This window comes from Methanobrevibacter sp. (assembly GCF_017431965.1).
Classification (GTDB): domain Archaea; phylum Methanobacteriota; class Methanobacteria; order Methanobacteriales; family Methanobacteriaceae; genus Methanocatella.
Map to the genome: position 1 here is coordinate 1 of NZ_JAFRKB010000017.1, position 22,826 is coordinate 22,826.

General features: G+C 30.8%; 20 protein-coding genes and 1 tRNA gene. 17 read left to right on the plus strand and 4 right to left on the minus strand.

The annotated features are described in order from the left end of the window. The 7 genes from IJI93_RS01700 to IJI93_RS01730 all read left to right on the plus strand — a co-directional run. Nucleotides 1-808, plus strand: an 808-nt coding sequence (locus IJI93_RS01700) for an aminotransferase class I/II-fold pyridoxal phosphate-dependent enzyme (RefSeq protein WP_292819021.1), incomplete at its 5' end; no start/stop codon positions are given. A gap of 25 nt (nt 809-833) precedes the next feature. Continuing rightward, nucleotides 834-1,622, plus strand: coding sequence for a GNAT family N-acetyltransferase (locus IJI93_RS01705; protein ID WP_292819024.1), 789 nt, complete (start codon nt 834-836; stop codon nt 1,620-1,622). 39 nt (nt 1,623-1,661) lie between these two features. Next, nucleotides 1,662-1,916, plus strand: a complete 255-nt coding sequence (locus IJI93_RS01710; RefSeq protein WP_292819027.1) for a hypothetical protein — start codon at nt 1,662-1,664, stop codon at nt 1,914-1,916. A gap of 5 nt (nt 1,917-1,921) precedes the next feature. Further along, the gene (locus IJI93_RS01715) at nt 1,922-3,877 is read left to right on the plus strand and encodes a hypothetical protein (RefSeq protein WP_292819030.1); all 1,956 of its coding nucleotides are present in this window, start codon (nt 1,922-1,924) and stop codon (nt 3,875-3,877) included. A 291-nt stretch (nt 3,878-4,168) separates the two neighbouring features. Further along, complete coding sequence (locus tag IJI93_RS01720) at nt 4,169-5,338, plus strand: glycosyltransferase family 2 protein (protein WP_292819032.1); 1,170 nt, start codon at nt 4,169-4,171, stop codon at nt 5,336-5,338. Nucleotides 5,339-5,346: 8 nt separating this feature from the next. Next, nucleotides 5,347-6,438, plus strand: a complete 1,092-nt coding sequence (locus tag IJI93_RS01725) for a glycosyltransferase family 2 protein (RefSeq protein WP_292819034.1) — start codon at nt 5,347-5,349, stop codon at nt 6,436-6,438. 29 nt (nt 6,439-6,467) lie between these two features. Next, entirely contained in the window at nt 6,468-8,030 is a 1,563-nt protein-coding gene (locus tag IJI93_RS01730) for a glycosyltransferase family 2 protein (protein WP_292819036.1), read from the plus strand. Between the two features lie 11 nt (nt 8,031-8,041). Here IJI93_RS01730 and IJI93_RS01735 read toward each other — a convergent pair whose 3' ends face one another. Further along, nucleotides 8,042-8,761 (minus strand): class I SAM-dependent methyltransferase, encoded by a 720-nt coding sequence (locus IJI93_RS01735; RefSeq protein ID WP_292819039.1) that lies wholly within the window; start codon nt 8,759-8,761, stop codon nt 8,042-8,044. Between the two features lie 336 nt (nt 8,762-9,097). On the opposite strand from IJI93_RS01735, the gene IJI93_RS01740 reads away from it, so the two are divergent. The 9 genes from IJI93_RS01740 to IJI93_RS01780 all read left to right on the plus strand — a co-directional run bounded on the left by IJI93_RS01740 (nt 9,098) and on the right by IJI93_RS01780 (nt 18,798). Then, nucleotides 9,098-10,264: a hypothetical protein gene (locus IJI93_RS01740; protein ID WP_292819042.1), complete on the plus strand. Its 1,167-nt coding sequence runs from the start codon at nt 9,098-9,100 to the stop codon at nt 10,262-10,264. A gap of 2 nt (nt 10,265-10,266) precedes the next feature. Next, nucleotides 10,267-12,018, plus strand: a complete 1,752-nt coding sequence (locus IJI93_RS01745) for a hypothetical protein (RefSeq protein WP_292819044.1) — start codon at nt 10,267-10,269, stop codon at nt 12,016-12,018. Nucleotides 12,019-12,059: 41 nt separating this feature from the next. After that, nucleotides 12,060-13,157: a UDP-galactopyranose mutase gene (gene glf / locus IJI93_RS01750; RefSeq protein ID WP_292819047.1), complete on the plus strand. Its 1,098-nt coding sequence runs from the start codon at nt 12,060-12,062 to the stop codon at nt 13,155-13,157. Nucleotides 13,158-13,671: 514 nt separating this feature from the next. Next, nucleotides 13,672-14,097: a 30S ribosomal protein S12 gene (locus IJI93_RS01755; RefSeq protein ID WP_149730666.1), complete on the plus strand. Its 426-nt coding sequence runs from the start codon at nt 13,672-13,674 to the stop codon at nt 14,095-14,097. Between the two features lie 13 nt (nt 14,098-14,110). After that, nucleotides 14,111-14,671 (plus strand): 30S ribosomal protein S7, encoded by a 561-nt coding sequence (locus IJI93_RS01760; protein ID WP_292819050.1) that lies wholly within the window; start codon nt 14,111-14,113, stop codon nt 14,669-14,671. Between the two features lie 28 nt (nt 14,672-14,699). Further along, complete coding sequence (locus IJI93_RS01765; protein ID WP_292819053.1) at nt 14,700-16,901, plus strand: elongation factor EF-2; 2,202 nt, start codon at nt 14,700-14,702, stop codon at nt 16,899-16,901. 160 nt (nt 16,902-17,061) lie between these two features. Beyond that, nucleotides 17,062-18,303, plus strand: a complete 1,242-nt coding sequence (tuf, locus tag IJI93_RS01770) for a translation elongation factor EF-1 subunit alpha (protein ID WP_292819056.1) — start codon at nt 17,062-17,064, stop codon at nt 18,301-18,303. A 67-nt stretch (nt 18,304-18,370) separates the two neighbouring features. Beyond that, nucleotides 18,371-18,679, plus strand: a complete 309-nt coding sequence (rpsJ, locus tag IJI93_RS01775) for a 30S ribosomal protein S10 (protein ID WP_042691424.1) — start codon at nt 18,371-18,373, stop codon at nt 18,677-18,679. A 35-nt stretch (nt 18,680-18,714) separates the two neighbouring features. Then, nucleotides 18,715-18,798: transfer RNA gene (locus tag IJI93_RS01780), tRNA-Ser, on the plus strand. Between the two features lie 10 nt (nt 18,799-18,808). On the opposite strand, the gene cobK is transcribed toward IJI93_RS01780, so the two are convergent. The 3 genes from cobK to IJI93_RS01795 are packed head-to-tail and all read right to left on the minus strand — an operon-like array spanning nt 18,809 to nt 22,417. Beyond that, complete coding sequence (gene cobK / locus IJI93_RS01785; protein ID WP_292819059.1) at nt 18,809-19,600, minus strand: precorrin-6A reductase; 792 nt, start codon at nt 19,598-19,600, stop codon at nt 18,809-18,811. Next, a complete protein-coding gene (locus tag IJI93_RS01790) occupies nt 19,597-22,023 on the minus strand; it encodes a calcium-translocating P-type ATPase, PMCA-type (protein WP_292819062.1) in 2,427 nt (808 codons plus the stop codon). Before IJI93_RS01790 ends, cobK begins: the two co-directional genes overlap by 4 nt. 4 nt (nt 22,024-22,027) lie before the next feature. Continuing rightward, nucleotides 22,028-22,417 (minus strand): UPF0146 family protein, encoded by a 390-nt coding sequence (locus tag IJI93_RS01795; RefSeq protein WP_292819065.1) that lies wholly within the window; start codon nt 22,415-22,417, stop codon nt 22,028-22,030. Nucleotides 22,418-22,489: 72 nt separating this feature from the next. On the opposite strand from IJI93_RS01795, the gene IJI93_RS01800 reads away from it, so the two are divergent. Beyond that, a partial coding sequence (locus IJI93_RS01800) for a GNAT family N-acetyltransferase (protein ID WP_292819068.1) occupies nt 22,490-22,826 on the plus strand: 337 nt, incomplete at its 3' end.

Genomic DNA, 22,826 nt, shown 5'->3' on the forward strand with positions numbered 1-22,826 from the left:
TAAAAGATTGGGTGTCATCATTCCTACTTTTGAAGAATATTCAAATAGGAAATCAGAAGATGACCTTGTCAGATTCATTCCTCAAAATGATAATTTTGAATATGATTACGATGACCTTATTGAGTTTTTTGGAGATAAGGACATCGATGTTCTTTTATTGATTAATCCTGATAATCCTTCAGGAAATTATATTTGCAAAGAAAACTCACTTAAATTGGCAAAATGGTGTCAGGATCAAGGAATCACATTGATTCTAGATGAATCTTTCATTGATTTTGCCACTGAGGAAAATTCCACATTCTTTTCAGAGCAAATATTGGCCCAATATCCTAATTTGATATTGATGAAGAGTATTTCTAAATCATTTGGAGTTCCAGGATTAAGATTAGGTGTTCTGGCAAGCAGTGATTCAGAATTAATGCAGACCATCAAATCAGACGTTTCAATATGGAATATCAATTCCTTTGCGGAATTTTACTTGCAGATATTTGAGAAATATCAGGATGATTTCGATAAGGGGATTAAAAAGTATCAGGAAGTGCGGGACAAGTTTACAAATGACTTAAACTCAATAGAAAATGTCAGGGCAATTCCTTCACAGGCTAACTACGTGATGTGTGAAATATTGGGTGATATTGACAGTAGAAAGTTAGCTGAAATATTGTTAAATGATTATAACTTGATTATTAAAGATTTATCAAATAAAAAAGGATGTGCTGGCAAGTCATATATTCGCCTTGCCGTTAGAGATGAAACTGATAATGGCATTCTGGTTGAAGCCATGAAAGATGTTTTGGAAGATAAATGAATTTATTTTGCAGTAGGATGATATTATGTTTAAAAAAGTGGAAAAAGAAAATGAACGCCTGATTGAAGACTACATTGGTGATGACTACAATAAATGTTTATATCTTTATTTGGATTTGATGAAATATGGAGTAACAAATGAAAATGTTAAATCATGGCTGGATTTTAAAGATGATGAAATTACTTCAGTAGTTTTAAAATATTATTCCGGAATGCACATATTTTCAAAAAATAAGAACTGTGATTATGACAATATTATAAATCTAATTGCAGAGGAAAATCCATCAATCATTTGCGCAGAAAAGTTCCTGATTGAGAATTTGTTTAAATTACTGGATAGTGAAGAATATAATGCAACTTATGGAAGCGTCAGAGCTTTGAATGAGTATTATGAATGTGACAATAGCTCTGTGGAACGTGCAACAGAAAGTGACTATGATGAAATTTCAAGATTGGTTCTAACAGACTCTGCATTTGGAAATTATTACACATTCGAGGAGTTAAAAGAGCAAATCGCAGAACAAAATGAAAATAATTACGGTAGGAATTTTATCATTAGGGAGAATGGTAAAATCATATCCCACGCCGCAACATGTGCTGAAGGTGACAAAATAGCGGTCATATCTCATATTATAACAGATGAAAGCTGCAGAAATCAAGGTTTAGGCACTAAAGTATGCAGTAAGCTATGTAATGAAGTCATTTCTGAAGGCAAAACTATATTTTTAACTAATTATACTAATGAATCAACTGCATTATATGATAAATTAGGTTTCAAACCCTCCTGTGAAATAGGAAAGTTGTATAAAAAATAAATTGGAATAGTTCATAGTTTGTTGTTGATGGGTGAAATAATGGAGGATTATTTTTTTGTCATTGATTCTGATAATCTTGGTTATGTAAATACAAGATTATATGGTTATGGCTTAGATAATGATGGTCTGATTTTAGAAAGTAAAAAGAATTACGATAGGTTATCTGGCATTGGTGCTTATGTCTTCGTCAATGTCGAAATGATTTTGTTTCATTGCATCAGGATTATTTGGGATCCTTCGGGATATATGTTTATGCAAATGATGATTATTTTGCTGTATCCAATTCCTTTTTAAAACTGGTGGAGCATCTCCGTGACAAGCATGAAAGAATCACATTTGATAAGGACTATGCGAATTATTATTTGCTTCAAACATTATGCTCAAGCCTATGTACACCAACTCTGGTTAAAGAAATAAAAATGATTCCAAGTGATGTTGAAGTAGTAATAGATAAGAATGCCCCGCAAATTTTATTTAAAGATTCTGGCATGAAAGAACATCATGTTCCACTCATTTCAAAGGAAGCGCTGGACATTTTGGATTCTTGGTTTTTAAAATGGGTTGAAATCATAAGAGGTTTGCGTAAAAATTCCAATAACTTAATTTTTGACCTCAGTGGGGGATTCGATACAAGAGTTGTTGCAGCAATTTGGCTAAATGCAAAAATTGACTTAACTAAAGTTAGGGTAAGCTCCAATACTGCCGAAAGAAGAAATGAAGATTTAATAATAGCTGGCAAAATTGCCGACAGGTTCGGCTTCGAATTAAACAAAACTTTGGAATATAATTTCATACCTATGTCTTATGATAATTCTGTTGCCCGTTGCATGTATGCAAAATCAGGCTTCGAAAAGCAGGCCACATTAAGAAAAACAATTCCTGTTGAACCAATGTTTAGGATATGTGGTCACGGCGGAGAATTAATCAAGGGTAATACAAATCCTATTTTCAGTTTAAATAGGGATGATTACAAAAAATCCCTTTCTCGAGCAGGATACAAATTTAATCCAACATTTTTCAAATCTTGTGAAGTGTTGGTGGACGATGAGTTTGAAATATTGTCCAGAAAATATGATGAGGATTATCTTTATGAAAATTTCGCTTCATTGCTTTACAGGTATGGTAGGGCCCGCCATCATTTCGGAAAGAATATTGTTGAAAGTTTATTGTTTAATGAAATGGATATCACACCTTTATCCGACCCAATTTTGCAAAAAATAGATAAAAGTGGGGTCGGTGATAAGAAGATATTGATTGCCTTGATTTTTAAACGTTATTGTCCGGAATTGCTGGATATTGAATTTGAAGGTGGCAGAGAAATTAGTTCAGATACCCTTGAAGTTGCCGATGAGATTAACAGGATATCTCCATTCGAAATGCCGGAATATGATTTTATTGAAGGTCCTGAAATCGAAGAGGTTAGACCTGCAAAAAAAATTAGTTTCACATCCAATTTAGATAAATTTAAAAGAGTTTTTGATTCAAAGGAATTTGAAAATGATTTTTCAAAATATTTCCCAAGCGAAATATACTATAAAATCAAACTTGGTTTATATCCGAATCATAGAGTCAACATAAGGGATATTATTTCAGCAGTTCAGATTATGAATGTAGTTCAAGATGTCAATATGGCCAATGATTTTGTAAAACCAAATTTTATGGATTGGATGAACAAGTATTCAATTTCAGATTCGGATAATTCTTTAAAAACTTATTCATCTTATCTTTTAGATAAATTTAACAGAATCAGAGTTGATATTAAAAATTTAGGTGGTGAATATAGTTCTGTTGTGGTTTTAGAAAGTTCTGATGACGAATTAAGGTCAAACCATCCAAAATGGACTCGGGGTTATTCAAGAAAGGAACTTGTGTTATACAGTTCAAAATCATCACTTGATTTAAAATTGAGGGTTATAAAAGACGGATCCTTAAGAATCAAATTAAGATCTATAAATTATAAGGATAAAAATGGAAATCCTGTCCCGATTTACATAGATTACACAAAATTTGAAATTGATGGGAAAAATATTTTTAATGATAATAAATTGATTTCACTTAGAAATCCGTTTTCCTATAAAATGGATGTGAAAGATTCTCAAATTGTTAATATTCATATTGAATGGTTGCCTTTTAGTGAAGATAGTGATTATTCAAACAATGAGTTGGAAACCCTTAAACAGGAAAATGCAGAATTAAAAAGACAGTTGGATGAACTTAAAAATGCAAATAATGATGATTGCATGCCAGTTTATTGATGGATTTTTTATTTTTCAATATTCTGGTTAAGTTTCATTTATTTTATTTAATTTCCATTTTAATCCAATATTTTTTAAAAATAGTTTCAGATTATTGTTTTTGTGTTGTATGTTCATAATTATAAAAATTGGAACTGGTTTTTTAATTAAATGTTCTTGATTTTAAATCTGAAAGCAATTTAGTATACAAAGTTTTATATGCATATTATTTACAAATATAATATTGTTATAACAATATTCATATCGTTTTAAGGATATCAGTATTTTTTTTATTTAATAAGAGGTTATTTAATGGTTGAAATTTCAGTTGTTGTTCCGGTCTATAATGTTGAAGAGTTTCTAGGCGAATGTTTGGACAGTATTGTAAATCAGACATTTAAAGATATTGAAATTATTTGTGTCAATGATGGGTCACCCGATAACTCTCTGGAAATATTAAAGGAATATGCAGCTCGAGACGACCGTTTCATTGTAATTGACCAGGAAAATGGAGGCCATGCTGTTGCTTCCAATCGTGGAATCGATATTGCCAAAGGAAAATATTTATTTTTAATGGATTCTGACGATATTTTGGATTTGAACGCATTTGAGCATACTTATAAGGTTGCTGAAGAAAAAAATGTTGATTTTGTAATATTTCAAGCAATTAACTATTACATGGATAAAAATGAGCTTGTTGAGGCGGAAAATTATAGTATGAATGCCTTAGCAGATTTTGTCGGAGACCGTGTATTTAACTGGAGAGAAGTTAAAGATTTCACATTTAAAATTACTGTAACTCCTTGGAGTAAGCTCTACAATAGGGAGTTTATCATGAAGAATAATATCCGATTCCCTGAGGGTTACGTTTTTGATGATAATGTGTTTTTCTTTGATGTCTTTTTCGCCGCTGAGCGAATAGCATTTCATCGAGAACATTTATTTAAAAGGCGCTGGTATTCTTCATCTTCAACCACTTCAGGTGGTGTGAAATTCATGGATTATATTCCTATCTGTGGTTTGATTTGGGATGTTTTTACAAAATACGGCGTTTTTGAGGAATTCAAAGAAAATTTGTTTGATAAGAAAATAGGGACTATAAATCACTGGTATAATGGCATTAATGAGGAGTTCAAGCAAGAATATTTTGATAGGATGAAAGCGGATTATGTTCAACTTGCTGATGATGAAAAGTTCTTTGAAGATTTTCTAAATACTTTAACTGACGAAGAAAAAATGATTTTTGATGCAGTTCTTGAATCTGAAGTTTACACTGAGTTTGATTTAAAATTAGAACAAAAACAATTACTTTATGAAAATAATAAATTAAAAAGAAAGGTATCTCAGGAATTGCATAAAAATAAGCAAATTAGAAAAAAACGTTTTGATGTTAATAGCAATATTAAAAAATTAAAAGAAGAAAATGAAAATATGCTTTTATTAAATAAGCAATTAACTGATAAAATTAATAAATTGTCATAGAGGGTATCATGTTTAAAGTTTCTGTAATTATTCCCGTTTATAATGCTGAAGAATACTTGGAGGAGTCTCTAGATTCAGTTTTCAATCAGACTCTTGATGATATTGAGATAATATGTGTGGATGACGGATCTACCGACAATTCCTGGAAAATGTTAAATGATTTTGCAGACACTCATAAGAACATGAAAATTTTTCATCAGGAAAATAATGGTGGTGGTGCTGCAAGGAATTATGCTTTGGATTATGTTGAAGGAAAATATATTTATTTCATGGATGCTGATGACATATTGGATTTAAACGCCTTAAAAGAGTGCTATGAAATATCTGAAGAAAAAAATCTTGATTTTTTAATATTTAAAGCAATCAATTATGATGAAGATACTGATTCTTATTATGATACTCCTATTTATTTGATGGATGAATTATATGAATTTGTTGGTGATAAAGTATTTTCTTTTGATGATTTAGGCGATTATATCTTTAAAGTAAATGTAACTCCTTGGTGTAAATTTTATAATGCCGAATTTGTACTTTCTACAGGTTCTAAATTCGCAGAAGGACTTATTTTTCATGATAATATCTTCTATTGGGGCATTATTTTTCATGCAAAAAGAATGTATTTCTATGATAAAATTTTGTATACGAGGAGGAGGCATTCTAAATCATCAACAGGAGCGGGAGATCAACGTTTTACAAGTACAATTGCAATCAATAATTTAATCATACAGAGATTTATAGACCACGGATATCTTGAAAAATATAAGAAAAAATTGTATAATAGAAAATTTACTTTGGTATTTATGAGATATGAGCAAGTTCATGATCAATATAAGGAATATTTTTACAATAAACTGAAAGAAGATTTTTCTAAATTGGTTGATCATGAAAAGTACGATGATTGTATGAAAAATATATACATATTTAATAGGGACCGTTTTGAAAGTGTGGTTTATTCTAATAATTTTGAAGAATTTGAAATATTGCTAGAAAATGCACTGATAAAAAAAGAGAATAGTGCTTTAAAATCTAGGATGAAAAAGGTTGAAGAATTAGATGAACCCCTTAACAATCTTAAGACTTGGAAATTTATTTCCAGTTAGAAAATTAAAACTGATGTAGTAGTGATATCATGGTAAAAATATCAATCATAATTCCTGTTTATAATTCGGAAAAATATCTAGAAGAGACAATTAATAGTGTGCTAAAACAAACTTTAAATGACATTGAAATTATTTGTGTCAATGATGGATCTACAGATAATTCTGCACAGATTTTAGAATCGTTATCAAATAAACATGAATGTATTCGTGTTTTTAATCAAAAAAATCAGGGTTCTGGTAAAGCCAGGAATTATGGAATGGATGAAGCAAAAGGGGAATATATTGGCTTTTTAGATGCAGATGATATTTTTGTAGATGAAAAATCATTGGAGTTGTTGTATGATGTGGCGAATAGGAATAATGCAGATATGGTCTGTGGAAATTTAAAAAAACTCACTCAGAGAAGAGTTTTAATGGATAATCCTAACTGTCCTGAGCATAATTATTACTGTTTTGATGAATTCTGCACAATTGAACCTATTAAATATGGAGTTCCATGGGCATTTTATAAGAATATATATAAAAAGTCTTTTTTAGATGAGAACAATATTCGATTTAGAGATTTAATCAGAGGTCAGGATCCAGTTTTTTTAGCGGAAATTTTAGCACAGGTTGATGTTATTTATGGAGTTCCTGTCGATTTTTACGCATACATGTTCCCAATTCCTGGAAGGCCATATTCTAAAGTTAACAATCCTACAAAAAAACTACATTATATTAGACATTATAAAGATACATTTGATATTTTTGAAGATGTTGGATTATATCCATTATCAGAATATTATAAACCTAAATTTATTAAATATTTAAATTATTCCATCAAATCTAGAAGTTTAGAGATTTATGAGCTAGTCATGGAAGTTTTTGGTAAAGATAATAATTATTTTGTTAATTTTCAGGAGGAATATGATTATTTTAGAGTATTCCATATTTTAAATAAGATATTGGTGGAAAATAACTCCGATTATTTCTTCGAAGCAAAAGATGAATTAAATACTATAAACATATTTGATAATGAAATTATTCCTAAAAAATTATTGGAGACTGTTGAATTATTAAATGCCTGTAATTCTTATGAAGAATACAAAGAAAAATATCTTGAATTTAATTTAAGTTATATAAAAAATGAAACTACAAAATTAAATAAGAAAAATAAACAATTCCAAGGGAATTTGAGATATAGGCAAAAATTATTAAATAGAAAATTTAATTTATTCTTCATAAAATACAATAATCTGCCGGAAGCATCTAAATTAGTTTATTATTATGATCTAAAGGAAGATTTTATTTCTATTAAAAATCAAGACTTTTATGACGATTTCATGGAAAATCTCAATGATTTTAATAAGAAGTTTTTTGAAAATGTCATAAATTCTCAAAGTTTTGAAGAATTTGACTTATTTTTTGAGAATACTAAACTGAAAAATCAAAATGAAAAATTGAAGAGGAAATTGAATAATTTAATTAAAGATAATAAAAAAATTGAAGAATCAATATGCCTGGATGAGCAAGATAAGTTAAATCATGAAAATTCAAAGTTGAATGAAATGAATAAAGATTTAAAAATAAAACTTTTAAATCATAGTAAATAGTTCCTCTTTATTCATTTATTATTTTTTTTACAAATGAAAATTTTATTTTTAAATATGTTATATAATGGTTTTTCTAAATCAAAATCTAATATTTCTTCATCAGTTGCTATTTCAACATCAAATCCGTAATGTTCAAGTTTATCAACAATATCCATAGAGTATTTTCTTTTGTGATGCTTATCTCCATAATGTTTTTTTCTTAATTGGGGTGTGTTATACTCTTCTTTTTCAAGTGTTTCTTCAAGTGAGTTGTCTATTGGGACTAGAGTTATACAAACTCCCCCCGGTTTTAAAACTCTATAAAGCTCTTCTATGGCGTTTGTATCATTAACAACACACTGTAGAACATGTCCATTGTAAATAAAATCAAATTCATTATCCTGATAAGGCATGTTTTCCATGTTGACTTTTTGCCTTATCTTAATATTAGTTGATTCGAACAATTCTGGATTAATATCTACCGGATAATAATCAATATTTTGCTGATTGCTAAAATAATTGTAAAATACTTCTTCGGGTGCGAAGTGCAGTAATTTGATAGATTTTTCGTTAAGCAATTTCCCAAATTTATTTTGAAACAATAAATAGATGAGTCTATGTCTCTCTAATGATCCACATAATGGACATTCTGCCCGTTTTCTTTTAGAAGGGCCAAATGGTTTAAACTCAACATATTTATTGCAGATGGGGCAATAATTTTTTTCAACCAATTTTGATTTTTCATTAAACATATATTTTCACTATTTTTTTTATTTATTTGTGGCTATTTAATTTTAAAAACGCTCTTAATTAGTATATACTTTAAAATATACTTCCCATATTATTTAAATATAACATATTATATATTTTAAAAACCTTTGAATATGTTTAAAAAGTTTTAAACTTATATATCTCCAATTTATTGTTAGATACGGTTTTACATAATCGGATTATTGTTTTATAAAAAAATCAATTAATAATTATCATTTGAGCATAATTTCGATTTATACTAATATGTATATATTGTTGTTTTAATAAATATACTAACAATATAATTATTTTTCTAAATGATATGATAGGTTATGGATATGGTTAAATCAAAAGAAGATTTAGATAATTTATTGGATGATATAGAAAATTTTTTTAAGGAAATGAAAAATTTTGAAGATAATTTTAAAAACTTTGATTCATCAGTAGACGATAAATTTGAAGATTTCAACAATAAAATTAATACATTAGGCACTGAATTAAATCTTTTTAAAGAAGAAAATACTAAAACAAAAGAATATTTGTTATTAGAATTGGAATCTAACCTGGATAAGTTTAATCAATCAGAAAATAAACTAGTCAATAAATATGATAATCTGATTAAGCTATTAAAAGAGGAGGATAATGATAAAATTTCTTCATTAAGTGAAGAGCTTGGAAGATATAAACAAGTTTTAGATGATAAAAATAAGACTATTGATGATTTAAAAAATAATGAAAAGAAATCTAAAGACATTATTTCTCGCAATAAAAAGGAACTATTGGATTTAACTAATAAAATTGATGAATTAAATGGAATTATTGCCAGTAATGATGAATTGAGTGAAAAGTTGGTTGAGGAGCAGGAGAAGTTTAATTCTTTAGGTGTTAAGTTTGATGAGTTGGAGGGTGTTCTTGCTCAGCGTGATTCTGAGGTTGCTGAATTGAATAAACTTGTATCTAAGAAGGATAATGATATTAAAGGGTTGAAATTAGTTAATTCTGATAAGATTAAACAGTATAATTGTTTGAGTGAAAAGTTGGTTGAGGAGCAGGAGAAGTTTAATTCTTTAGGTGTTAAGTTTGATGAGTTGGAGGGTGTTCTTGCTCAGCGTGATTCTGAGATTGATGGTTTGAATAAATGCATATCTGATAAAGATGAGGTTTATAATAGTTTGAATGAAAAGTTGGTTGAGGAGCAGGAGAAGTTTAATTCTTTAGGTGTTAAGTTTGATGAGTTGGCGAATATTCTTGTTCAACGGGATTCTGAGATTGATGAATTGGAGAAAAGCATCTCTGATAAAGATAATGAAATCAATCAATTAAATAATAAATTAGTTGAAATTGAAAATAAAGTTAAATTTTTACAGAATGAAACTGATATGGTTAAATTAACCTTTAATGAAAAAGAAAACAATATTAAACTTTTAAATGAAGAAATTAAAATTTTAGAATCAATCATTGAAGAAAAAGATCAAACCATTAAATTACTTAGAGGAGATGATTAATCATGTTTAAAATTTATAATTATGATATAATTCCGCATATTTTAGGAAATTTTAAAATAAAAGATATTATCATTTCTGGAGTTAAAGACAAAAATTTAATTGAAGCTATTTTAAGTTATAATGCCAATTATACCTTAATAAATACAGATAAAATTAAAAATTTTGAGGTAATTAATGGAAATCCTTTAAATGTACTTCCGAGCTTGAATAATTATGATGCAATTTTCATTGATGATGATTCAAATTGGTATACCATTTTCACAGAATTAAATATTATTAAGAATAACAATGATGATTTTCCATTGATTTTTATTTGTAACAACAGATTTCCTAATAAAAGAAGGGATTCCTATACCAATCCGAATATTATTCCTAAAGAATTTAGGAAGGAATTCATGAAAGAATTGCCTGTATGTTATAACGATGAAAAAATCACCATTTTTGATGGATTTTACCATGCTTGTGAAGAAAATACTTCTCAAAATGGCGTTTTAACAGGTATTGAAGATTTTTTAGAGGAAAATTCTCACATTGGAATAATGAAAATTAATTTTATTGAAGATATTACAATATTGTATAATAAACTACCAATTAACAATAAAAGAATTGACATTATCAGTAAAGAAATTAATGGTTCAGAATTAAATGATTTGGATTTATCAAGTAGTATAATTGAAAATAAACTCTTAATTTCATACATTAATAAAAATAATGTTTTCAATGAAAAGTTAAATGACTATGAATTAGAAATTTCGGATAAAACAGGTTTGATTAAAGAGTATGAGGAAAAAATCCGGATTCAGGATAATGAAATTAATTATAAAGATAGTAAAATTGATGGTTTTGAATCAAAATTAAATCTTAAGGATACGCAGATAAAAAGTTTTGAATCTAAATTGAATTTAAATAATGCGAAAATTAAAAATTTCGAGGATAAGTTAGTTAATAAGGATAAAACAATCAATAAACTTCAAAACGAACTTCAAGATAATAATAATAGAATTAATGAAATGGCAACCGATTTAAATGAAAAGGAGAGCAATTTTACAAAAGAAAAATTGGATTTGGATAATCAAATTAATTCTTTAAGAAATGATTTTGACAATCAAATTGATGGGTTAATGTCTGATTTCAATAAAAAAGAGTGTGATTTTGCAAAAGAAAAATTTATACTGAATAATCAACTTTCTTTAGTAAATGATGAAATTAATTCTTTAAGAAATGATTTTTCAAAAAAGGAAGATGATTTTAACAACCAACTTGCGGAAGCTACTTCACAAATTAACCGTAAAAATAAAGTTATACAACAACAGAAGAATCAATTAGAAATTATTAATAAACAACACACCTATCAATTATCAAAAAGTGATCGGGATAAGTATTGTATCAGCTGTTTTAAAGAAGAAATAAGCAACAAACATGCTGAAATTGATTATCTTAAAAATAATACATTAACTAAAAAGTTTTTATCACCTGCGGGTTATTTGTACTTAATTTTAAAATCAAATCCTAGGGAATTATCATTAAATTTCCGTCTTTTAAAAGCTTTAAAAAATAGTAAATGTTTTGATATAGGATTTTATTTGAACAATAATCCGGATATTCAAAAAAGTAAATGGTGCAAATATTTCTCTCCAGAATTACATTATGTATGCAATGGATTTAAGGAAGAAAGAACATTTAGCAAAAAATATTTTGATAGAAACTCTAAAAAAAGATTATTGAATTATCTTTTGACTTGTGATAATAAATGAGATTTTTGATAATTTCAGTTTGATATATGATGGTGTAATAAATGAAATATGATTATTTAATTGTTGGAGCGGGGCTTTTTGGTGCTGTTTTTGCATATGAAATGACAAAATCTGGCAAAAAATGTTTAGTTATTGAAAAGAGAAACCATATTGCGGGAAATGCATATACTGAACTAAACGAAAATATTAATGTTCATAAATATGGCGCTCATATTTTTCACACTAATGATAAAAAAATTTGGGATTATATTAATCAATTCGCCGATTTTAACAGATACACTAACTCTCCGGTAGCAAACTATAACGGTGAACTGTATAATCTTCCATTCAATATGAATACTTTTTATCAGATGTGGGGTGTAAAAACACCTAGTGAAGCTAAATTGATGATAGAAAAACAAAAAAATGAGGCTAATATAGATAATCCTAAAAATCTTGAAGAACAAGCAATTTCATTGGTTGGGAAAGATATTTATGAAAAACTAGTTAAAGGTTACACCGAAAAACAATGGGGAAGGAAATGCAGCGAATTACCTTCTTTTATTATAAAAAGATTGCCTGTAAGATTTACTTTTGATAATAACTATTTCAATGATTTATATCAGGGTATTCCGATTGGAGGATACACTAAAATTATTGAAAAGATGCTCGATGGTGTTGAAGTTAAATTAAATGTTGATTTTTTTGATGATAAAGAAAAATGGCTGAATATTGCAGATAAGGTTGTATTTACCGGAATGATTGATCAATATTATGATTACTGTTATGGAGAACTTGAATACCGCGGTTTAAATTTCGAATTTGAAACATTAAATATTGATAATTTTCAGGGAAATGCAGTAATAAACTATACTGATGCCGAAACACCATATACTCGTATAATTGAGCATAAACACTTTGAGAATGCTATTTCTTCAAAAACAATCATTACAAAAGAATATCCAATAACCTGGTCAAAAGGTGAAGAAGCATATTATCCAATGAACGATGAAAAAAATTCACAATTATATGATAAATATGTTGAACTTTCCAAAAAGGAAGATAAAGTAATCTTTGGCGGACGTTTAGGAATGTATAAATATTTGGACATGTGGCAAGTTATCAGTGAATCATTAAAACTGGTCAACTCCTTAAAATAGACTGATGCAGTTAATTAATAAGAAAATTATTTAATTTAAAGTTTGTTGGTTAATTACCATAATTCAACCTATTTGTTATAATTTAATTCTCATTAAAAAAGTTTTATTTTTGGGAATTATTCTAAAACACATATTAATAAACAATAAGTAAAGAATAAGAATTATTAAAAGGAATTCTGATAAGAAATGGTTAAAAAATATAAGAAATTAAAAATAAAACAAATAATTTCGTTTTTTTTATGACCTATAAATATTAAATACATACCTTTATAAAGGTTGAAATATATATTTTATCATAAGATATCTGTACTGTTTTATAACATGACTATGTGTGCTTTTTGTCATCGTTTTTAATAATTATTTCAAGATATCTTCTTTTAGATAATGTATTTTATCTAATTAATTATTATTACTGATTTATATCTTTGAATTTAGATTGTACTATAGACTATAGTATAAATCGCAGCGGTGGATTCTTAGATATGTTTTAACAAAAAGATTAGAGGAAAAAAATATGCCAGGACTTTTTGCTGCAAAAAAACTTAAAAGAAATAGACAAAATTTTAAGTGGAAAGATGTAGATTACAAAAGAAGAGCTTTAAGGTTAGACGTTAAAGCGGATCCTCTCGAAGGAGCTCCTCAAGCAAGAGGTATTGTAATCGAAAAAGTAGGGATAGAAGCAAAACAACCTAACTCTGCTATTCGTAAATGTGTTCGTGTTCAATTAATTAAGAACGGTAAACAATTAACTGCTTTCGCACCAGGTGACGGAGCTATTGGATTTATCGATGAGCACGATGAAGTGATGATTGAAGGAATCGGTGGACCATCTGGAAGATCCATGGGAGATATTCCAGGAGTTCGTTGGAAAGTTTCCAAAGTTAATAACGTAGCTTTATCAGAAATGGTAAGTGGAAAAATAGAAAAACCTGTAAGATAAGGTGGTTATATTTATGAGTAAATTATTTGATAAATGGGATCTCGATGAAGTAAAAGTTGAGGACTTAGGTTTAGTTAAATATATCTGCTTAGATGAAACTTTAGTTCCACATACTTCTGGTAGACATGTAAAAAGACAATTTGCAAAATCTAAAGTATCTATTGTTGAAAGATTAATCAACAAAGTTATGAGAACTCATCTCAACTCCGGTAAAAAGAATAAAGCTTACAACATCGTAAAAGATGCATTAGAAATTATTCACAAAAGAACCAAAAAGAATCCGGTTCAAGTTTTAGTTACTGCAGTTGAAAACACTGCACCTCGTGAAGAAACTACTCGTATCAAATACGGTGGAATCGGTTACCAAGTAGCTGTAGACATTTCTCCACAAAGAAGAGTAGACCTTTCATTAGGATTCTTAACTAGAGGTACTTTACAATCTTCATTCAAAAACAGAAGATCTGTTGCTGAATGTTTAGCTGATGAATTGATTCTTGCTTCTGAAGAAGATTCAAGAAGTTTTGCTTTAAGAAAAGCTGAAGAGAAAGAAAGAGTTGCTAAAGCAGCACACTAATCGTATTATGTTTACATAGGTGGTTATTTTGAGTAGAAGAGACAAAATGATTGCAAAAATCAAAGAATTAATGTATGAACCTACACAAATCAGAAACATTGGTATCTGTGCTCACATCGATCACGGTAAAACCACTTTATCTGATAACCTTTTAGCAGGTGCAGGAATGATTTCCGAAGAACTTGCTGGTGACCAAAGATTCTTAGATTTTGATGAACAAGAACAAGCACGTGGTATTACTATTGATGCAGCTAACGTATCTATGGTACACGATTACAAAGATAGTGAATACTTAATCAACTTAATCGATACTCCAGGTCACGTTGACTTCGGTGGGGACGTAACTCGTGCAATGAGAGCTGTAGACGGTGCAGTAGTAGTAGTTTGTGCTGTAGAAGGTATTATGCCTCAAACTGAAACCGTATTCAGACAAGCATTAAAAGAAAACGTAAAACCAGTTTTATTCATTAACAAAGTTGACAGATTAATCAACGAGTTAAAGTTAGAACCTGAAGAATTACAAAAAAGATTCATTAACATTTTCATGGAAGCTAATAAATTAATCAAAAATATGGCTCCTGAAGATAAAAAAGATGAATGGGCATTAGACTTCACTAATGGTAGTGTAGCTTTCGGTTCCGCATATCACAACTGGGCTATCAATGTCCCAACCATGCAAGAAACTGGAATTAATTTCAAACATATTATTGATTACTGTAATGCTGATAATGAAAAAGAATTAGCTCAAAAAGTACCATTATCCGATGTATTGCTCGGTATGGTAGTAGAACACTTACCTTCTCCTAAAGTAGCTCAAACCTACAGGGTACCTAACATCTGGGATGGGGATGTCGAATCTCCTGCTGGTGCTGGTATGATTGAAACTTCTCCTGATGGACCTTTAGCAGTAATGGTTACCAACGTGTCTGTAGATAAACACGCTGGTGAAATCGCAACTGGTAGGGTATACGGTGGAGCTATTGAAAAAGGTACAGAAGTTTACATGGTCGGTTCTCACGGTAAATCCAGAGTACAACAAGTAGGTGTATACTTCGGTCCTGAAAGAGTTAACACTGATAAAGTTCCTGCTGGTAACATTGTATACATTGCTGGTGCAAAAGGAGCTATTGCTGGTGAAACATTATGTTCTCCTGAAGACAAAATCAAAGAGTTTGAAGGATTAGAACACATATCAGAACCTGTAGTTACTGTAGCTGTAGAAGCTAAAAATACTAAAGATTTACCTAAGTTAATTGAAGTATTAAGACAAACTGGTAAAGAAGATCCTACTGTCAAAATCGAAATTAACGAAGAAACCGGTGAACACTTAGTATCCGGTATGGGTGAACTTCACTTAGAAGTTATCGGTTACAGAATCAGTGAAAAAGGTGTAGACATTACAACCTCTGAACCTATTGTTGTATACAGAGAAACTGTAAGAAAACTCTCTCCACAAGTTGAAGGTAAATCCCCTAACAAACACAACAGATTCTACATTACTGTTGAACCTATTGAACCTGAGCTCTTTGAAGCTATTCAAGAAGGAAACATCAAAGAAGGCAGAGTTAAAGGTAAAGAATCTGCTAACGACTTCATGGAATACGGTTTGGATAAAGAGGAAGCTAGAAGAGTATGGGCTGTTCATAACAGAAGCATATTCCTTAATATGACTCGTGGTATTCAATACTTGGATGAAGTAAAAGAGTTATTACTTGAAGGATTTGAAGAAACCTTGAAAAAAGGTCCTTTAGGTGAGGAAATTTGTATGGGATTAAAATTCAAACTCAATGATGCAAAACTTCACGAAGACGCAGTTCACAGAGGACCTGCACAAGTATTGCCTGCAATCAGAAACGCAATCTTAGGTTCCATGATGCTTGCAGAACCTGCATTACTCGAACCAATGCAAAAAGTAGTTATCGATACTCCTAATGATTACATGGGTTCATGTACTCGTGAGATTCAAAACAGAAGAGGCCAAATTGTCAATATGGGTCAAGAAACTGGTGACATGGCTAGAATTGAATCCAAAGTACCTGTAGCTGAAATGTTTGGTTTCGCTGGAGACATCAGATCTGCTGCTGAAGGTAGATGTTTATGGTCTACTGAAATCGCTGGATTTGAACCACTCCCACGTGAGATGCAAAATCAAATCGTAAGAGAAATCAGACAAAGAAAAGGTTTATCTGCAGAACCATTCCCTGCAAGCCACTACTTAGGTGATTTATAAACTTAAAATTTAAAAATTATATTTTTTAATTTTTTTATATTTTTAATTAAAATTATTTAAAAAAACATTATCTATTTATATGTTAATGTATAAAGTAAATTTAAGCTATCATTTAAGCTTATAGATATTGTTTGTTAATATTACAAAAGAGGTTATTATAATGGCAAAAGAAAAAGAACATATTAACTTAGCATTTATTGGACACGTTGACCACGGAAAATCCACTTTAGTTGGACACTTATTATTAAAAGCTGGTGCAATCGCTGAACAACAATTAGATGAAGGAGAAGACAAATTCAGATTTGTTATGGACAAATTAGGAGAAGAAAGAGAAAGAGGAGTAACTATCGACTTAGCTCACCAAAAATTCTCCACTAAAAAATACGACTACACTGTTGTAGACTGTCCTGGACACAGAGACTTCGTTAAAAACATGATTACTGGTGCATCCCAAGCTGACGCAGCTGTATTAGTAGTAGCTGCAAACGACGGTGTAATGCCACAAACCAAAGAACACATGTTCTTATCCATGACTTTAGGTATTAAACAATTAATTATTGCTGTTAACAAAATGGATATGGAAAACTACAGTGAAGACAGATTCAACGAAGTAAAAGAAGAAGTAAGTGTTTTACTCAAATCTATTGGTAGAAACCCTGCTGATGTTCCTTTCATCCCAATGTCTGCATTTGAAGGAGACAACATTAAAGAGAAAAGTGACAACATGCCTTGGTACAAAGGTGACACTCTCATGGATGAATTAGACAAATTAACTCCACCTGAAAAACCTGTAGACTTACCTTTAAGAATTCCTATTCAAGACGTTTACTCCATTACTGGTGTAGGAACTGTACCTGTAGGAAGAGTTGAAACTGGTATCATGAAAAAAGGTGAAAACGTTATCTTCGAACCTGCTGGAGCTTCCGGTGAAGTAAAATCTATCGAAATGCACCACGAAGTATTCGAAGAAGCTGAACCTGGTGACAACATCGGATTCAACGTAAGAGGTGTAGGTAAAAACGATATCAGAAGAGGAGACGTAGCTGGACACACTTCCGATGCTCCTACTGTAGCTAAAGAATTTACTGCACAAGTTGTTGTATTACAACACCCTGGTGTAATTACCGTTGGATACACTCCTGTATTCCACTGTCACACTTCCCAAACTGCATGTACTTTCTTAGACTTAACTTCCAAAATTGACCCTGCTACTGGTCAACCTTTACCAGATAAACCAGATTTCATTAAAACTGGTGACGCTGCTATCGTACAAATCAAACCTACCAAACCTATGGTTATGGAAGAAGCTAAAAACATTCCTCCTATGGGAAGATTTGCTATCAGAGATATGGGTCAAACTGTTGCTGCAGGTTTATGTCTTAAAGTTACCCCAGCAAAATAAGTTTGTAAACAATAATTAGAAAGTATTCTTATACTTTCTTTTCTTTTTGTTTTTTGGAGGAAAATAAATGAATCAAGCAAGAATTAAGCTTACTGGAACAGACCCAGAAAAATTAGCATACGTATGCGATCAACTTAAAAAAATTGCTGAAAGAACTGGTGTTGACTTGTCTGGTCCTATTCCATTACCAACTAAAAAATTAGTTGTTCCTACAAGAAAATCTCCTGATGGAGAAGGTAAAGCTTCTTGGGAAAAATGGGAACTTAGGATTCATAAACGTTTAATTGGTATTGGAGCTGATGAACGTGCTATGAGACAAGTTATGAAAGTTAACGTTCCTGATAATGTAAGTATTGAAATTGAACTTAAAGGATAAATATTTAGAATCCTTCTAAATATTCCTTTTCATATGCCGAGATAGTCTAGTCTGGTAAGGCGCAGGACTTGAAATCCTGTGAGGTAACCCTCGCCTGGGTTCAAATCCCAGTCTCGGCGTTTTTTAAATCTATTTTTTAAAAAAAGTATTTAGTTTTATATCTAATTCATCTAAATTAGATACAATATCATTTTTATTCAAATTATCTATTTTGGGTCTTTGAATCATGATTACTGCAATATTTTTTTCATTGGCGGCGTCTATTTTTTCGATTACTCCACCAATTTCACCGCTTTCTTTTGTAATCATTACACTAGCATCATATTTTTCAATTAAATCGATGTTTTCTTTTAATGTTGCAGCGCCTGTCATTGAAATTATATGATTTGGATCCACATTTAATTTTTCACACTTTTCAAGGGAACTTTCCACTTTTAAAATTCGGGGATAGAATCGTTCCGGAGGGATGTATTTTAAAACATCTTCCATGGTATTTGCTCCTGCAAAATGCAGGATATTTCCTTTAGGGAACTTGTCTTTGATTAATTTTCCTGCTTCATCAAACGAATCTACATAATGGATATGTGATGTGTCAATATTTTCAAAGTTGGTGGTAGGTCTTTCAAAGCGAATATAAGGTATTCTTAATTCATTTTTAATGCTTACGCTGGTTTGTGTAATGTGTGATGCGAAAGGGTGTGTTGCATCAATCAATAAATCGAAATGATTATTAGTCAATATTTCAATTATTTCCTCTTTTGGAAGTGGTTTTGCAATTGTTTCATCACTTCCTCCTTCACGAGCGAGTTTTGCACCATATTCGGTTGTAGTGGTTGTCAGAATATGAGCATCATAATTTTCTTTAACATGTTTTATGATGTTAATCGAATCTTTTGTACCGCCTAATAAAAATACATTCATTTTATCACTTTATTCATTATTTTATCAGAAATTATGATTGTAATTGCTACGATAATGATTACTATCCAGTCAAGCATTCCAATTGCTGTGGTTCTGAACACGATTTGTAGTTGTGGGATGTATAAAATCAATATCTGAAGTATGAATGATAGTAAAATTCCCAAATATAAATATTTGCTTGATTTGTCTGAGTTCGCCTTTCCGTTATATGCATTGAAAAGCTGATACATTACAAATAGTGTGAAAGCTATTGTCATTGCTTTTTTTGTTGGGATTTTTGTACTTAATGCATACGCATATACGCAAATTGTTCCGACTGCCATTACCAGACCGGTTATGAATATCTGAAGCAAGGCATTTTTTGTTAGAATGTCTCCAGTTTCTGGAGGGCGGCGCATGATGTCTCTTTCACTGCCTTCCATACCTAATGTTTGGGCGGGAGGCCCATCCATCACAATATTCAACCAAAGCAGTTGCACGGGGTTAAATGGAATCGGAAGGGATAATAGTGATGTTCCAACTATTGTTAAAATGGCACCTACATTTGTGGATACCTGGAATTTCACAAATCTTTTAATATTGTCGAATATTTTTCTTCCTTCCTTGACTGCTTTTACAATAGTGGTAAAATCATTGTCCTGTAAAATCATATCGGCAGATTCTTTTGCAACATCGGTTCCGTTTCCCATTGCAACTCCAATTGATGCTTTTTTAAGTGCAGGGGCATCATTTACCCCATCACCGGTCATTGCAACGACATTGTCTAATTTTTTAAGAGTTTCCACAATTCTCATTTTTTGTGAAGGCTTGACTCTTGCATAAACTTGGATGTCCTTCACGATTCTTAAATATTCATCATCACTTAAATTTGATAGTTCACTGCCTGTTATTACGCGGCCTGTTGTTAGAATACCTAATTTTTTTGCAATTGAGCAAGCAGTTTGTTCATGATCTCCGGTAATCATGATTACGTCTATTCCTGCATTGATACAATCCTGGACTGCTTTTTTTGCTGTTGGTCTTGGAGGGTCAATCAAACCAAGCAATCCGGTAAATATCAAGTTTTCCTCTTTTCCATCGTCTTCATTTTTGTATGCAAATCCGATTACTCTTAATGCATTGCTACTCATGTCACTAATTTTTTTACATATCGTTTCCTTGATTTCATCGTTAATTATTTTAGTAGTTCCGTCATAATCTATGTATTTGCATTGGTCTATAATTATTTCTGGAGCACCTTTTGTCAAAACAATATTATTTCCATCGTCTAGTCTATGTATAGTAGTCATCATTTTACGATTACTGTCAAATGGGATTTCATCAACCCTTTCAAGTTCAGTTTTTGAGCTGTTGCAATGCTTTAATATGGCACTATCGGTCTGGTCTCCTATAATCTTGTCATCGCTAATGATTGCATTGTTGCATAATTTACCTATAAGCATTGTTTTGTCTTCATTTGTGTAGAAACTTTCAACAACGCTCATTTTATTTTCAGTTAAAGTTCCTGTTTTATCACTGCAGATGATTGTACATGATCCAAGTGTTTCAACTGATAGGAGCCTTTTTACAATTGCATTGGATTTTGCCATCTCTTGCATTCCTAAGGCAAGTGTCAATGTTAAGACTGCAGGCAAACCTTCCGGAATTGCCGCAACTGCAAGTGAAACGGCAGTCATAAAGGTCTCAACAAGTTCAGTTCCTTGCATGAGTTCCAAAACAAAGATGGCTATACATACAACGATGGCTATTGCGGATAATATTTTTCCAAGCTTTCCAACCTTTTGTTTCAATGGAGTTTCATCATCCTCTTCCTGGATTATTTCTGCAATCTTACCTATTTCGGTTTCCATTCCAATTTTTTCAACTATTCCAAGTCCATGGCCTGTAAGGATGTTTGAGTCCATAAAGACATTATCATTGATTTCTTTTTTGACACTTTCAGATTCTCCGGTTAACTGTGATTCGTCACAGCTTAAGTTACTGGATTCAATTAGTATCAAGTCTGCAGGCACTTTGCTTCCCTCTTCAAGAATTACAAGGTCTCCAATTGTCAATAATTTGGAATCGATTTCTTCAATTTCATTGTTTCTTTTAACGATTGCCTTTTTAACCATCATGCTTTTAAGCATTTCAACAGCTTTTTGGGATCGGTATTCTTGAATAAAACCTAAAATTGTATTCAATAATACTGCAAGTATTATTACGCATGCATCGATTACGTCACCGATTGCATATGCGGCAATGGCTGCAATCAAAAGAAGGGCGATTAGAATATCTTTGAATTGAGATAAAAATAGGATGTAAGTCGGAGTGGGTTTTTTTTCTTTAAGTTCATTTAAACCGTATTCGGCCTGTCTTTTTTGTATTTGTGTATTGTTTAATCCTTCAAGAGATGTATTGTATTTGGAGAGTATGTCTTTCATCCCATCACCTTAAAATATAGAAACTTGCTTTTTTAAAGTTTTTTAATTGCATTTTAACGTTAGGAGTATTTAAGTTTTCTCCAGTCAGGGGTTTAATAATTAGCATTGCACCAGTTTTGTTTGCAAGTTTTACCAAATATGGCTGTAATTCGCCAGGGGGCCTGATAGAATAAATGATGTCTACATCTTCGTATAATTCAAGATTTGGGTTTGTAATGTCGTCCTTTATAACACTTTCATTATCTGGAGCGATATCTGTTTTAATTAAAGTTATATTGTCTTTTTCAGATAGCATCTTGGATATCATGTCAAATTTTCCAACTGCAATTTCTGCAATTTTGACTTTCCTATCCCCAACTTCATTCAAGATATACTCTCCAAAATCTTGCCACATTTTTCTACTCCTTTAAATTAATTTTTTTAATACAAACTATTAAATATATTGTTTTGTATAATATTTTTTAGTATGAAAGTTAGAAAGTTTGTTCCAAAAGATTTAAAGAGGGTTTTTGAGATAGAAAACATGTCATTTGACCAATCATATGGAATAAACATGTTTCAACAGTTATATGAAATGGGCATTGGTTTTCTAGTGGCTGAAAAGGACGATTATGTAATCGGTTATGTAATGTTTTGGATTAAATATGAAAATCAGGGCCACATCATCTCAATAGCCGTTGATAAAAATTACCGTAGAATGGGTGCCGGAACGGAACTGCTTCTAAAGGCAATTGGAATATTGTCTTTACTTAGAATCGATGCCATCTATCTTGAAGTAAGGGAGAAAAATGTTGAAGCGGTCA

What these genes read in the sequence shown, in the direction of transcription:
- IJI93_RS01705 (WP_292819024.1), top strand. Translation starts at nt 834, where the DNA reads ATGTTTAAAAAAGTGGAAAAAGAAAATGAACGCCTGATTGAAGACTAC.
- IJI93_RS01710 (WP_292819027.1), top strand. Translation starts at nt 1,662, where the DNA reads ATGGAGGATTATTTTTTTGTCATTGATTCTGATAATCTTGGTTATGTA.
- IJI93_RS01720 (WP_292819032.1), top strand. Translation starts at nt 4,169, where the DNA reads ATGGTTGAAATTTCAGTTGTTGTTCCGGTCTATAATGTTGAAGAGTTT.
- IJI93_RS01725 (WP_292819034.1), top strand. Translation starts at nt 5,347, where the DNA reads ATGTTTAAAGTTTCTGTAATTATTCCCGTTTATAATGCTGAAGAATAC.
- IJI93_RS01730 (WP_292819036.1), top strand. Translation starts at nt 6,468, where the DNA reads ATGGTAAAAATATCAATCATAATTCCTGTTTATAATTCGGAAAAATAT.
- IJI93_RS01735 (WP_292819039.1), bottom strand. Translation starts at nt 8,761, where the DNA reads ATGTTTAATGAAAAATCAAAATTGGTTGAAAAAAATTATTGCCCCATC.
- IJI93_RS01740 (WP_292819042.1), top strand. Translation starts at nt 9,098, where the DNA reads ATGGTTAAATCAAAAGAAGATTTAGATAATTTATTGGATGATATAGAA.
- IJI93_RS01745 (WP_292819044.1), top strand. Translation starts at nt 10,267, where the DNA reads ATGTTTAAAATTTATAATTATGATATAATTCCGCATATTTTAGGAAAT.
- glf (WP_292819047.1), top strand. Translation starts at nt 12,060, where the DNA reads ATGAAATATGATTATTTAATTGTTGGAGCGGGGCTTTTTGGTGCTGTT.
- IJI93_RS01755 (WP_149730666.1), top strand. Translation starts at nt 13,672, where the DNA reads ATGCCAGGACTTTTTGCTGCAAAAAAACTTAAAAGAAATAGACAAAAT.
- IJI93_RS01760 (WP_292819050.1), top strand. Translation starts at nt 14,111, where the DNA reads ATGAGTAAATTATTTGATAAATGGGATCTCGATGAAGTAAAAGTTGAG.
- tuf (WP_292819056.1), top strand. Translation starts at nt 17,062, where the DNA reads ATGGCAAAAGAAAAAGAACATATTAACTTAGCATTTATTGGACACGTT.
- rpsJ (WP_042691424.1), top strand. Translation starts at nt 18,371, where the DNA reads ATGAATCAAGCAAGAATTAAGCTTACTGGAACAGACCCAGAAAAATTA.
- cobK (WP_292819059.1), bottom strand. Translation starts at nt 19,600, where the DNA reads ATGAATGTATTTTTATTAGGCGGTACAAAAGATTCGATTAACATCATA.
- IJI93_RS01790 (WP_292819062.1), bottom strand. Translation starts at nt 22,023, where the DNA reads ATGAAAGACATACTCTCCAAATACAATACATCTCTTGAAGGATTAAAC.
- IJI93_RS01795 (WP_292819065.1), bottom strand. Translation starts at nt 22,417, where the DNA reads ATGTGGCAAGATTTTGGAGAGTATATCTTGAATGAAGTTGGGGATAGG.